This is a genomic window from Cryobacterium zhongshanensis, from assembly GCF_022760445.1.
GTDB lineage: Bacteria > Actinomycetota > Actinomycetes > Actinomycetales > Microbacteriaceae > Cryobacterium > Cryobacterium algoricola.
In genome coordinates this window covers 51,379-65,617 of sequence record NZ_JALGAR010000006.1, presented here as the reverse complement: position 1 = coordinate 65,617, position 14,239 = coordinate 51,379, and the positions used below count along the sequence as shown (strand labels likewise).

The window sequence follows — 14,239 nt, the reverse complement described above, 5'->3', positions numbered from 1 at the left end:
TGCTGAGTCCCCCCTTTTTTCAGTAGGCCAGTTGAAACTGGCCTCGGTAAGTGTGTAAACTTTCTCTATCATGATAGAGGTTTTTGAGCCTCAAACACGAAAGGCGCGGCGACTTTTCAGTCTCCGCGCCTATTCTTTTTTGCTCGTGAACCAGTAGTTTATGCATCCTCCCTGTCGCGCATGGCCAGCATCATGGCCCGATCGAACTCTCCGCCGGCAAGGTCACGCCAGGTCTCCAGAGAGGCGAGGAATTCGTAGAATTCGCTCGTGACGTCGTAGCCGATCAGCCCGCTGATGTCTTCTTCCGCATAGACGCCGCTGGTTTCGCTCTGAGCTGCGTTGTTCAGCGCCTGCATCGCCGCGGACTCGTCGAGCTTGTCGATGTAGAGCGTCTGCCCGTCCGCTGAGCGCAGCGACCCGCCGGCGCCGACGCTGAAGTGCCGAGAGTCACGCTCCATGTAGGCCCGAGCAGCCTTGTACGCTTCCACGATCTCGCGGTCGAGCGTGTTCTGAAGTGCCCGCCCGTCTGCCCGCACGAGCATGTCCCGGCTGATCTGCTTACCTGCGTAGATCGGCTCCTGACGAACCGCGGCGTTGGCCTGGGCGGCCGCGGCGGCCTGCTGCATCTCGATGTCCGCTTCCCAGTCACCGTTGTCGTAGAAGCCCTCGGGGGCATCGTCGAGGTCAACGTCGTCGGCCTCGCCCCCGGTCTCTTCGGCGACGCTCTCGCGCAAGGACGCGTCGATGAGTTCCATGACTTCGTCGCTGTACACGTCGGGATCCAGGCGGGCGATGTCGACGTCCTTGTAGTCGTAGGCCACGCGATAGACCTTCTTGCAGTCCGCGGCGTTCTCGGCCTGCAGCACGCGCTTGGCGAGCATCTTCTCAAAGTCCGGCTGATTCAGCCGCACGTCGAACTCCAGCGCCGAGCCGAGCGTCGGGATTGTCTGGAGCGAGTACTCGTGGCCGGGGTGCACGATCGTGTCCTGGAACAGGCGGTAGGACATCGGCAGGATCGTCTCGTTGCGGTTCCAGACCGGTGCGTCGCCGGCCCGGAAGACGATGCTGTTGCGCTCGGAGATGAAGGCCATGTCGTTGTACGTGATGACCGGCTCCTCCTTGGTGTTCATCGTGTAGGAGACCTTGCCCTCCACGTTGAGCCCCTTGATCATCCGCTCGGTGTCTTTGGTCACCGTCTTGGAGTCGCGGTAGGTGACGTGGCGCGTGCCGCTCATCTTCTGGAGAGTGTCCAGCATCGAGTCGTCGGTGGACTTCAGGAACACGATGTTCGACGTGTTGCCCTGCACGATCTTGTCCACGGATTCGCCGTAGACGTCCCGCAGCTGCTGGAGCGTCTGGAGGATGATCGTGAACTGCTGCTCCTGGCCGAGGCCGATCGACAGCATCGTCTCGAAACCAGAGATGCCGTGCCCTTCGGACTGCAGGTTGCCGAGCTCGTCGAGCATGAACCGGGTCTTATAGAGCGGCTTCTGGTTGCTCTTGGTCATATATGACTTGTCGAAGTTCAGGTCGACGAGCTGCTTGACCAGGATCAGGATCAACTTGGCGTACTTCATCAGGTGCGGCGGCGTCACCAAGAAGACGACCTTCGGGTTCTCCGAGTAGCGCACCATGTTGGAGATGATCGCGTGGGCCTGACCCATCTCCTTGTCGGGCAGCCCGTTGGCAATGTTCGTCAAGCGCATCTGCGGGTAGGTGGTGTGGCCGGGTTCGTATGCCTTGACCACTGGCTCGACGGGGTTCCTCTGCCGGCCGGTCTGTCGTCCGATCGCGCGCAGATTTGACCGCTCGTCCGACGCGGTGGAGGGTCGGAAACTACGGAACAGGCCCTCCCCAGCATCGCTGCCAACGGTTTCAGCTCCCGCGTTCCCCGCCCCTGCGGCCTCGAAGTCTGCGTCCCACTGCTGGGCCGACGTAGCCTTCTCGTCAGTAACGGGCTTCAGCTCAACGAGGATGCCGTTCTTGACGATCTTCGTCTTCGTGATCGGGTCGCTAATGTACTGGCGGCCGTTGAGCGAGGTCTGGTAGTCCTTCGTGAAGCGGAAGTAGAACGTCCGGATGAGAGTGCCGGTCTGAGCGTTCACGAGCCGCAGCCGGATGTAGGCCACGTCGCCGTCGAACTTGCCCTGGAAGTAGTACCGGGCCCAGCCCTCACGAGAGACGATGTCCTCGTGCTCGAAGTCCTTGCCGAGTGAATTCTCGAACATCGGATCCCCGAAGGCATCCCACTTGGCCTGGGAACCGATCAGGTGATCGCGCTTGAGGTAGTTCATGCCGAACCGCACACCCATTCGCCGCGGGAACGAGAGTCCGCCGAGGTCGGTGTTCTGCGAGGGGGCGCCTGAGGTGAGTGTGGAGATGGTCGGGTCGGTGAAGAACGACATGGCCGTCAGCGCGATGCCGTAGACGGAGGCCAGCATCTTCTCGGCCGCGCCCATCGCGCGCAGCGCGTTGTCGGCGTTGCCGACGAGCGTGCGCATCGCGTTCTGCGGCAGATTCTGAGTGGCGTTGAAGAAGAGCGTGAGCAAATCCACCTCGTCCTTGTCTTCCCAGAGGACCGCCTTACGCAGAGCCACCTCGCGCTCTTCCTCGTACTCATCGGCACGGAAGTCATCGCCCTGGGGGTCGCCGAACTCGCCTCGCTTGGCGCGGGACTCCAGGTCCTTCACGGGGTTCTTCTTCTTCTTCGCCGTGAGCTGCACGAACAGCTGGTAGCAGTTGTAGAGCGTGACCTTGCCCCACATCTCGTCCAGGCGCTTGTCCAGGATCTTCGGGTCCATGTCGGTGCGGGCGGCGTAGGCGCGCAGCTCGCGCTCTTCCTCGAGGTAGAAGTCGATCAGGCCGTACGCGGCACGCTTGAACGCGTTGTTCGCGGCGTTGGGCCACACCGGGTCTTCACCGCCGTCGGTCGGGAAAAACACGTCCGCGATGTTCTCGACATACAGGGCGCACTTGGTTGCGTCGCCTTCGCGAGCCGCATCCGCCGCCATGCCGAGCGGGTTGTAGATGTCGGTCTTCATCGAGTTGATGAGGTTGAACTGAACGACCTGGAAACCGCGCATCGTGGCACGGACATAGTTCTTGACGAGCAGCTCGCCCTTGGGGTCGTTGATCACCATGTTGCTCGGGCGCTTCTCCCGCAGCCACATGTCGATCACGGGCTCGATGTAGGTCTGGCCCTTACCACCACGGGTGATGGCCAGCACCATCGTGTTCACCGGTGCGGTGTCCACCAGGTAGGCGCCGCCGGGGCGCTGCACTTCGTATTCGGGCAGGGTCCAGTCACTGTTGATCAGGTCGGCCACGGTCTTGTGCTTGCCGAGTTTGTCGCGGTCACTGCCATCTCCGTTGTAGGGGATCAGCGTGGTGTCGTAGGTCTTGCGCAAGGTCTTGCTCGCGGGGATGCCGGATGCGTCGAAGAGTGCGCTGCCGAACGCCTCGTCGATCATCGGCATCGGCTGCATGATGGCGTCCTCGTTCTCGTCGCGAAGGATCTCCCCCTTGAGGTAGTCGACGTCGCCGTCCTCGTCCAGCACGTCCTTGTCGGCACGCACGGCCGTCTGGATCTTCTTCAGGCCCTTGTTGGTGAGCATGACGTGGCTGATCATCGAGCTGAACTGCACGTCTGAGTGCGCTCCCACGTCGGGGAACCAGTCGAACTTGCGCATGACCTCGTCAGGGAGGGCGATGTGCTGGTCACCGGTGTACTGGTTGATGTCGCTGGTGTCATTCATCAGGTTCTGTGCGTCCAGGTTGCGCATCAGGACCGAGTAGAGAAGCGAGAACGTGCCCAGGCCGGCGAGGAGGGAGATGAGAAGCTTCCACCATCCGAAGGTCAGCAACTCACCCACGAATCCACCAGCGGGCGCCACGGACGCCGTGCCGCCGCCATCTGCAGCGGGCGCGTCAGTCTGCGCCGCGGCGGTCTTGTCCGTCCACCAGGCGGGCGGGTTGGCGATGGCCTCCGCCTCGGTGTCGTAGCAAGGCGTACCGGCCAGCGCCTGACCCGTCGAATCGTTGATCTGGTAGCAGTGGAAGACCGTGGACCCGTTGATCTGTTCGATCGAGTAGTACCCGTTTGAAGAGCTGCTCGTGCCAGCGGCGCTGCCCCCGATGCCGAGCATCCCGAAGACCATGAGCACCACGGAGACCACCACCCAGGCAACGAGCGTCACAACGGCACCGACGATGATTGCCACCGTCCGGCGGCTGGTCTTGGTCTGCAGCCCGTCGATACTGGACCGGTCGAGCTGCTGCCCCTCGAAAACGTCGCGGTTCTTCAGGGTCTGATCGTCGCTGCGTCCCGAGAGCTTTTCCCAGTTCGTCGCCTTCGGATGATTGGCCTTCTTCGCCACGCCGAACCCCTATCTGTGTGTGATTTTATGCTGGTTTACGAGCGTTATCTAACTACTACTCTAATGCAAAAAGAGCGGGGCACGCCGCCTCGAAAGGTGACATGCCCCGCTCTTTTTTAGACAGGTGAATGGGGGATCAGGTCCCCATCCATCCCGTCGGTCCAGTGAGGAACGAGCCCAGCACGGCAAAGCCGGCGGGTGCGGTTCCATGAGTACCCGCGGCGCCCCAGGCCCAGCCGGCGATGACACCGACGGCCAGAGCGGCGATTGCGAGGATGACTACGAGCAGGACCATCGTGCTGTTGGCCCGCTTCTGCACCTCGCTCGCGCGGTTCAGCTCCTCGACGTACGACTGCTTGTCAGCCTCAAGCGTGGAAATCTTGCCCCGGTACTGCTCGTCGTACTTCTCGCCGAGGGCAACCAGCTGCTGGGAGAGCTGGCTCGTCAGCGCACTCGTCGAGCGGGTACGCTCCTTCTCCAGCGCCAGGGAGCTGTCCCATTCGGTCGAACGAGCGTTCAGCTGAGCCAGCGCGTCTTCGCGGTTGCGGATCAGCTGCGAGTTCAGACGTTCTTCGCGATCCGCGTGCTCGGTACGCATTTCCTTCAGGCGAGCGGCATGCTCGACCTTCAGGGCGGCGACCTGGTTGTCGCGCGCAAGCTGCTCGGCCAGGGTCAGGGCCCGGGACATGTCGTTCTTGCGGTTCTCGTCGATGAAGCGGGTGAGCTGACCGTTCCAGTGCTCGAGCAGTTCACGCTCGTCTTCACGCTGGGCGGCCTGACGCTCGCGCAGGAGCTCGAAGATCCGGTTCGTGCCGATGTCCATGCGGACGTTGGCGTCCTTGCGGCGCATCTCCAGAACCGTCTGGCGGTCGTGCGCGTACTGCTCTTCGTGGCGACGGTCCAGGTCCAGACCGACCTCGGCGAGGTCGCGCTCCAGCTTGGGTCGGTTCTTGTCCTCGTACACCGCACGGGCGTGAGCAGCGGCCTGAGCCGAGCGGCTGACAGCTGCCGTCTCGAAGCGGGCGGTGATCTCCCGGCGCTGCGAGGACACTTCCTGAGGCGCGGCCGCGCGTTGGGCCTCGAAGTCCTTCTTCGCCCCCGCCATGAGACCGAAGTACTGCGACCCCTGCGCCTCAGTTGACACCACGGCCATCGTGTTCTCGACGTGCAGTGCCATGGTCTCGACGAACATCTCGCGCAGTTCGTCGGTGTTGCCCTGGTGAAGACGCGCCAGTTCGGCGTTGGCCTGTCGGCTGAGCTGGGCGACCTGTGAGCCGAGCCAGTCGGACGGGTCATCCGCGATCCCGATCGAGATTGCAGCCGCCTCGGTGGCGAACGTGCGATCGAACTCGGCCAGGTCGACCACAAGGTCGAGGTCGTTGCTCAGGAAGCGACGTGCGATGGTGTCGCGGACTTCCTGCTCGTCGACGACGCGGTCCTTGTTGTCGGTGACGTACTGGTAGTAGCCGGCGGTGGCTTCGTCGGCCGAGGCGGACTGCGCCGGAGCCTCGTTGGTGTCGATGCCCTGCCACGAGGGTGCCAGGTCGTCTTCGTCATCGTCCTCGTCGAGGGCCGAGGACGAATCGTTGAACTCGGCTTCGTAGCGGGCCGTGTCGAACTCGAGCTGCGGCTCGGGGTCCGCGTCATTCTCGGCCATGGAGGCGTAGTCCACGCCTTCATCACCAAAGTTGAACGCATCGCTCATCGGGTCGCTATTGACCGCAGGAGCCGACGTAGCGGCCGGAGAGCCCTCCGAGTAGGCCATTGCGCCTGCGAAGACCAGTTCGGGCTCTACGGGGGCGTGAGCGGTCAGTACGGGCTCAGTAGTCCCGCCGCCCCACGCCCAAACCTCGGGCAGCAAGGCACTGACGGTCGTCTCGCCGCGCGCCACGGAGAGGGCTTCTGCGTAAGAGGCCGTGGAACCCTGAACGGCGTCGGCCACCAGGTTCTGGCCGTTGTTCTCCGAGCGGAAGACCGCCCAGTAGTAGTGAGCCTCGGTCAGCAGGCTGTATTCGTTCATCCGGCTGAGCGTCTCCACGCTGGGGATGATGCCAAGGAACTCTTCGTCGAGCATGGCCTTGGTTGCGACGACCTGGATCTTGTCGGCTGCGATGAGTTCGATGATCGAACCCTTGGTCGCGTCGCCCTTCTGCTTCTGGCTGAGGCCGCCGATCTCGTCGGCGGAAAGGAGCAGTCCGACCCAAGCGGTCCCGTTCGGGAGAGCGAAAGAGGCGTTCTGCTTCATGAGGTCGATGGCGGCGCCGACAGCGCTCTCATTCACGACGCTCGAGAGCAGTTCTGCGGGCTTGCGCTTCTTCTGCTGTGACGGCTTGGTGGCCTGTGCTGCGACGACCTCGGCCGGTGCTTCCGCGCCTGATTCTTTGCTTTTCCTACGACCGAATGCCATGGGCTTGTCCTTTCCTGATCTGCTCGTTTACCAGCATACATGAATACTTGCGGGTGCTACATATTGGGGGTGATGTGTCTCAAAACACCATCTGTGGAAGTGACACCACGACCTCGGCATCGCTCTTGAGACGGTCCTTATCTTCGGTCTTCAAAACGCCGCGAATGTCGACCTGGAGAGCACGCTCGCCGGGGTACTTGTTGATGAACGCCGCGACGTTGGTAGCCACCTCATCGGTCAGCAGCGCGATGGCCGCACGGGCGCCGCCGGCATTCGATTCAGTGTCACCCCTGTCCTCCACCAGGAACTCGATCACGCGCTCGGCAATGAGGACGCGCACGCCGTGCTTGCTCAGCACCTCTTGGACGAACTTCTTCAGCTTGGACGTCACGATCTTGCGCTGAGTGCCACGGGTAAGCGGCTGGAAGGGCACGATCGCGTCGATGCGACCAAGTAACTCCGGCGGGAACTTGTTGTCGCCCTGCGTGCTCGTGATCGAGCGACGGATCTCCTTCATCTTGCCCAGCAGTTCCTTACCTGAGCCGGTGTCATCGCCGTTGTACTGGGCGATGGTCTCGAAGATCTCCGAGCCGGCGTTGGTGGTCAGCACGATGTAGGTATTCAGAAACGACACCTGGCGCCCGTTGGCATCCGAGAGGCGCCCGTCGTCAAGCACCTGGAGCAGCATGCGCGTCACCAGGGGCGATGCCTTCTCAATCTCGTCGAGCAAGAGAACCGCGTGGCTGGTGTGCCACACGCGGCTGGTCAGCTCGTTGCGAAACAGGTCCAGGGACTCGTCGCGCGCGTACTCCGACATATCGAAGCGGATCAGGTGCTGCTGGGCGTCCCCGAACATCAGCAGGGCCAGCTGCTTCGTCAGCTCAGACTTGCCCACACCGGTCGAGCCGGTGAACAGAAACGAAGACGCCGGCTTGGTCTTGTCCTGAAGGTCGGCCACACAGAGCTGAAGACGCTTGGCGACGACAGAGGTCGCCCAGTCTTGGCTGAACACCTTGCTGTCCAGCTGCTCCTTGATCTTGACCGCATCGACGCGGAAGGCAACGTTCACGCCGACGGATTCGTAGAGCACGTCGGCGAGCAACGCACGGTCCATCGCGCGGTTGGTGTGCTTGTGCCAGCCGACCATCGAGTCGAGCACGAGGATCGACTTACGTGGCTGGGTGGAGGCGGGGATGTACCGCTCGGTGTACTCGTGGATCAGCTCGAAGATACGGTCGTCGTAGAACTCGTCAGCGACACCGTAGCGCTCCGCCATGCCCTTCATGATCTTCACCGTGGTCGCCTTGTCGGGCGGGCTCACAATGATGCGCTGAAGGCGCTCCACGAGCGGCTGGTTCGGTTTGATGAACGTATCGAACTCGTCGTTGGTTGTCGCCGCGATCACCCGGATTCCGCGAGCCCCGGACGCAGCGAGCACAGGCTTCAACGCCTCTACCGCAGCGGCGCTGAGCTGAACGATCTGGTGGAACTCGTCGATGAACAACACCAGTTCCTTGTGCTCGTCATGGCTAAATATCTCGGCCTCATCGAACAGCCCCTTGAGCAATGCGGCCATCTCGTCAGGGTTCTTCAGATTCGCGATCATGCGCGCGAGGTCGACTTCCATATACGTGCGGCCGGTGTCCTTGAGCGCCGCGGCCTGAACGAGAGCGGTCTTGCCCGAGCCGGGCGGGGCCAGCAGCAGTGCGTTGCAGAGCTCAGGTCGGCACATGGCCGCCATCAGCTGGGAGATCTCATTGTCGCGACCGACGATCTCTCGCTCGGGTGTGTTCAGGGGTGCGCTGTACGCGGCGAGGGTCTTGTACTTCTCATTGAGCTCGATCTCTGCGAACAACTGTGCCTGCCTCGAATGCTTATTGGATCAATCCCGGAACCCCGGAATCTGCTGGTAAACCAGGATTATCTTACCATGACGCCATGATCGCCAGACAGAAAAAAGGCCGCCCCGTCCGGATGGTCCGGATCGAGACGACCTTCATTCAGACGCGGATCAGCGCTGGTATCCGCCGTCCTCTTCCTGTTCCGGCGTGTCCGGTCGCGGGTCCGGCTCGGGCGGCTCCGCCAGCTCGGGGAAGCGCGCGGCGTTACCGGTGAGCACTTTCACGTTCTCCAGCTCAGGGAAGCGTTTCATGCGCGCGTCGACCGACTGAGCGTTCTCGGCGGCCTCCGCAACCATAGCCAGCGCGCTCAGAGGTGACCCGGCCGGCAGATCCAGGCCCGCAACACCTGCGGCGCCTGGCGCCGAGTCGGCCTCTGCGTCCTTGGTGGTCGAATCCCCCGCACCCGGACGAGTTCCTCCGGCCAGACCACCAACGAATCCGTTGGTGAAGCCCTGGGTGGACGCCTTGACGACGGAATCCTGGTCAACCGGCTGCGCCGGCGCCTGGTAGCCAGGCATGCTCTGCGCGTCGATCAGGCCCTTCACCGGGAGCTGGCGTGCGGCCGCCTGAGCGGCGGATTCCCGCACCAACGGGTTGCCGAGCGATCCCGGCTCGTTCCCGCTCTTCACGTTGGGGTTAGCCCGCGTTCCGGGCGCAGCGTTTTCACGTCCACGCACGATCGGGTTGCGCATCGACCCCGGCGGCGGGCTGATGGGCGGCCCGCCCAGGTGCGCCGGCAACTTCGGCGACTGAGACTGTGGCTTCGGTCGCGGCGGGGTCCCCGCTCCGGGGCGCATGGGCAGGTTCATGCCGATTCGGCGCACGTTCTCCAACCGCTTCGATTCAGCCCACTGATCGTTCTCTGCTTCGGTGTACTGCAATGACACGTCAATCTCCTTCTATCTCCCCCCGGACGAAGTCCGAGTCTTGGTCTCTCTGCGTTGGCTCCCCTTCCGTCCCCCGGAAAGGGAAAAGACCCCGCGCCGAAGGATTTCTCCTCCAGCACGGGGCCTCTTGATGACTGACTAGCCCAGTTCGGGCTCGTCGGACGAGACGGCGGTCTCGGCTCCGACGCTGACCAGTTCAGGCTTGACGGCCGCCTTGGGCTTGCGTGCGGCCTTCGCCTTGGCAGCCGGCTTCTCCGCGGCGGGTGCGACCTCGACCGGTGCGACCTCTGCAGCCGGAGCCTCAACAGCCGCGGCTTCGGGGGCGGCGGCGGCGCGCGCGTCCTTGGCCTCCTTCATGCTGTCGAAGATCTGAGTGCGGATGTCCTTGCCCGCGGCGTCATCGCCGACGGACAGCTCCGACGCCTCGAGGGTCTTCGTGTTGGCGATGACGTCGCCGTTGCTGATCAGCAGGTCGGCCTTGACGCCGTAAATCTTGCCCACGACCGTACCCTCCTTGTTGGTCAGGTCGGTGACGTTGGTGCCAGCGGCTTCCTTGATGGCCTCGAACTGGCCGGCCGAGTAGCGAGCCGAGTTGTTGTAGCCGGTCGGCGACTTCGCGTCCTTCTTGGAGACCAGGGCGAGAGTGGTCTGACCCGCGGCACGGTGGTCACCCGGGTGGATGCGCGCGTCGAGGTAGTGAGTGGTGACAACGTCGTCCTTCTTGGCGACGCGGTTGTCGTACGCGATGACGGCGAGGTGGACGCCCTTCATCGAGCCCGGACCGTGGGTTTCCTTGCGCAGATCAGCCATGTGATTCTCCTTGTTGCGTTCGAGCCGGAAGGCTTTCGCCTCGCCCGGCCATGAGTTGTTTATAAGTAACGCGTCCCCAGCGGAGAATTCCCCCCCCGTTAGTTCTCTCTTACTCTATGGAGCAATAGAGACTTTCGATAGCGTATCACCCCTTCCTAATCTGTGAATTGTCTGTGAACCTTTTTGTGGCCATAAATGGGCCACAATCGGGCCAAAAGGTGACCAGAAAGCGGTCACTTCACGCCCACAATCGGCTATTCGCCCGGCGCAGTGACGCCCGACCCGATACCCGCTTCTGCCTCGTCTTCGAGCACAGACGTGAATGCCACCTGTTCCACCTGGGCGGTCAGCTGGAGTGCCAGGTCCGTACTCAAACGCACCGTCCGACTGCGCCGAAGAATTTCTCGTTCGCGAGCCAGTTCAGCGACATGGCTGGGCAGCATCGCCTGAGGATTGGAAGCGATCTCGGCGGCCAAACGGGCCATCATTCGCACGTCGTTGACCGGGAGCTCAGCCACAGCCTCGCCTTGACCGGAGTCCTCCAGATAGGCCACGGCCGCTTCCAGTGCGCCGGCCCGTCGCCCAGCGGCCGTGGTGAACGCTGCCAGCGTGCGCTTGCCGACCTCCACGTCCTGGGCGAAGTCGTAACGCATGTGATGCAGGTCCAGACCCTTGACATCCTCGAATGCATACTCGGCGCCGGCTCTGACGGCCGCCACATCCCGGCCTGTGGCCGGGTCAGTAACCAGATCCAAGCGCAATCCCTGACCGGCGAGCTGGACCCGGAGGTCGTCGACCTTCCCGGCATAGGTGGCCCGCATCCGGCGCACCCGTTCCTCCAGCGTCTGTGCGGAGGCCTGGTCGCCGCGAGCAACGTAGCGCCCGCCGGACTGGCCGTAGATGTCACGGCCGATGCGCTCGGCCTCGTTCTCGTCCTTGGTCTTGCGCAGTGCCTGGTCGCGGCGCATCGACTCGAGGGAGATCACACGCTCGCCGTACTCCGAGACCTGCGTCCAGTCCTTGTACCAGACCGCTGTCGACGGGGTGAAGGCGAGGAAGCTCCGATACTTTGACCCACAGCGTGCGTGGTACTCCTCCTCCTCGAGGTAGAACTCGTACAGCGCCCGCGAGCCGGCGGATGCCTGGCCCTGGTCGTCAGCTGCTTCCCAGTTCCGAACCAGGTCGTGATACTGCTCGCGCTGCTCGGTGTGGTGCTCCAGCCTCGCTGCGAACGAGCGCAGGCGGAATCCGAAGCCGACGATGTCGGCATCTTCACCCTCCGCATGGGCCCGCTGGGCCATGGCCTCGTAGTCCAGCCCCATCGCGTCCAGCATCGGCGTGCGCACGCGCAGCGAGTCCTCGGGCAGCTGACGGAGAAGGCTGTACACGGCGTTGACGCCGCGCTCGACGATCCGGTCTCGGCCGGTGGTCACCAGGCGCTCCCACTGTTCGATGCCGAGCCCCTCCGTTTTCCGGCGGTGATCCGCGTAGGCGCGGACCTCGACCATGGCCTGGGTCATCGGTGAGCCCTCACGCTCGAGGACTTCCCCCACAATCTGATGCACGATGCGGTTGGGCTTGCGCATCGACTCGTGGTTGGTGCCCGAGCGCCACAGCCGTCGGTCTTCCGGCAGGCACGCGAGCAGAAACTGCGGCAGGGATTCACGGAGCATCTGCTGATGTGCCCAGCGCTTGACGAAGGTGGTGACGTTGCGTCGTTCGTAGCCCACGGCGCTGGAGAGGTGCTTGACGATCTGCTTCTGGTCCAGCCAGGCATCGACACCGCGCCGGAGGAAGCTCTTGGCGCGATCGCCGATCTTGCCGCGCTGTGTGCCGTCCTTGGCGAGCTGGCCGGGGCCGGCGTCGACCATGGCGAGGTGGCAGTGCACGTGCTCGGTGTCGACCTGAATCACACCGACGTAGCGGAGATCGTCGTAGAGAGCGCTGTTCATGCGCTTGAGACCGTGCATGACGGCCAGTCGAAGCTTCATTTGGTCCAGGTGGCCGCGGTAGTCGCCGCGTTTCTCGCAGACGAAATCCTCGGGGATGATCTTGTGCTTGCGCAGATACTCCTGGTCGAAGGACAGCACGGTTTTCATGACCGTGTGGCCCTCGTCGAAGAGCCGCTGGATGTCGGCGCTGGCACTGTGCAGCTGGTCGTGAGAGAGCGAGACCTGGCCGTAGCCGAACGCGACCCCGCCCTCCCCCTGAGCCTTGGACATCCGGCGCTTGAGCTGGCCACGGTTGTGCACCTCGACGCTCTCCGTGGCCTCTTCACGGGCCATGTAGCGCAGGATGAATGCGTCGGTGCGCTGACGGCGAATAGGTGCCAGCGACTCGGTCGCCATGTCGCGGGCCATGTAGCGGGTCACGTAGTCACCGGGCGTTCCGCCCCGGGTGCCCTGCTTGCCGCTCTTGTTGCTGGAGGGCAGCGGTACGGAGAACTCGTTGACGACGACGACGTCCTGCTTCAATCCCATGGTCCGGACCCTTCTGTTCACCGTGATGCGCTGTGCTGCGTCAATTTCTGAAACGAGGGGCCCGCGTCCAGAGCCTGTGCTCCGTGCGGGCCCCTCGTCGTGCGTTCACCGTCCTCCTGAGAGAGACGGTGAACGGGTCGTGCTTAGAGGTCCGGTCCGGCCTCGTCGTCGAACGGTGATGCAGCGTCGTCGTCCGAACTGAGCTCGGAACGGATGCGCGCGGTGCGGCGTTCGGCCGCGATGCGCCAGGAGTCCGAGACGCTCTCGCCCGTCTCAACCGGCCGCGGGGCCAGCTCGGCGTCGGTTTCCGGTTCCGGCTCGGTCAGGTCGAGGAAACCTTCCGGTGCGTGAGCGGTGTGTGCAGGCGCCTGCGCCTCTGCCAGCGCCGGGGCGTGCACTGCAACGGCAGCTTCTCGCTCAGCCTCAACCTCGGCTGCCCGTGCGGCGTCTGCCGCCTCGGCGGCTTCAGCAGCTTCTGCGGCCAGTGCTGCGGTGAGGGCCTGCTGAGCTTCCAGGACCGCCTGAGCGCCGGAGAGAACGCGCTCGACGCCGGGAGAGACGAGCGTGCGGTAGACGTCCTCCGGACTGCCAGCAAGGGTCTCGGCCGGCTCGGGCTCGTCGATGATCTCGGGCTCCACGACCCGCTGCGCCTCGATCTCGGAGACGAGGCGGCTGAATACGCCCATCGGAACATCGGCGCGCTGGTCCAACTCGTCGACGCCGCGGCGCGGTGCGACGCGCTCGGGCGAGTGGTTGTTGTCGAACGCCTCGTCAGCGAACACGTCAAGTCCCGCGCCGCTGTGCTCGGGGGCGTCAACGGCGGTTGCCGTGTCGGCCTGGGCCTGAACCTGCGCGACGTAGTCGGGGAAGTAGGCAGAGAGGTCGTAGCCGCTGTTCGCCTCATCGAGTCCAAGCTCGCTCTGGTCCTGAACGTTCATGAAGACCACCGGCGGCTGGTCGGCGAATTCCGGGGCGACGACGAGGAAGTCGGCCTTGCCCGGAAGTGCCCACGGGATGCCGGACATCTCGTCGGGAACCTGAAATGCTTCGGTGAAGTAGCCCTTGACGACCAAGTCGTTCAGCTGGCGCGGGTTGAAGTCGTAGAACGCGTCCACATTGAGGCCCGAGCCACGTCGGAGGACGAGTTCATCAATGCCATACGGCAGTTCAACGATCGGCTTGGCAGAGGTGAGTTCCCCGCGCAGGTGCAGGTACGGGCGGTAGTTGTCCTCGGGGCCGCCGTGCAGCAGCTCCACCAGCTCCATCTCCACGGTGCTCTCGATCGGCACATCGCGCAGGGTTTCAGCCTGAACCTGCCGGTTGGTCATCATTCGACCGAACCAGGGGTCGCTTACCTTCAGTGGTGCGATCTTCATCT

Annotated in this window: 7 protein-coding genes; all 7 read right to left on the bottom strand. The window is 63.6% G+C overall.

All coding sequences use genetic code 11. The annotated features are described in order from the left end of the window. Positions 1–158 precede the first annotated feature (158 nt). Positions 159–4,376, bottom strand: coding sequence for a type IV secretory system conjugative DNA transfer family protein (locus tag MQH31_RS17470; RefSeq protein WP_243013086.1), 4,218 nt, complete (start codon positions 4,374–4,376; stop codon positions 159–161). A gap of 136 nt (positions 4,377–4,512) precedes the next feature. Further along, a complete protein-coding gene (locus MQH31_RS17465; protein WP_243013085.1) occupies positions 4,513–6,783 on the bottom strand; it encodes a coiled-coil domain-containing protein in 2,271 nt (756 codons plus the stop codon). 79 nt (positions 6,784–6,862) lie between these two features. Then, the gene (locus MQH31_RS17460; RefSeq protein ID WP_243013084.1) at positions 6,863–8,638 is read right to left on the bottom strand and encodes an AAA family ATPase; all 1,776 of its coding nucleotides are present in this window, start codon (positions 8,636–8,638) and stop codon (positions 6,863–6,865) included. A gap of 156 nt (positions 8,639–8,794) precedes the next feature. Then, positions 8,795–9,571, bottom strand: coding sequence for a hypothetical protein (locus MQH31_RS17455; RefSeq protein ID WP_243013083.1), 777 nt, complete (start codon positions 9,569–9,571; stop codon positions 8,795–8,797). Positions 9,572–9,709: 138 nt separating this feature from the next. After that, on the bottom strand, positions 9,710–10,381 hold the full coding sequence (locus MQH31_RS17450; protein WP_243013082.1) for a hypothetical protein: 672 nt from the start codon (positions 10,379–10,381) through the stop codon (positions 9,710–9,712). Between the two features lie 254 nt (positions 10,382–10,635). Next, positions 10,636–12,861, bottom strand: coding sequence for a relaxase MobL (gene mobL, locus MQH31_RS17445; protein ID WP_243013081.1), 2,226 nt, complete (start codon positions 12,859–12,861; stop codon positions 10,636–10,638). Between the two features lie 143 nt (positions 12,862–13,004). Further along, positions 13,005–14,237, bottom strand: coding sequence for a hypothetical protein (locus MQH31_RS17440; protein ID WP_243013080.1), 1,233 nt, complete (start codon positions 14,235–14,237; stop codon positions 13,005–13,007). Between the last annotated feature and the right edge of the window lie 2 nt (positions 14,238–14,239).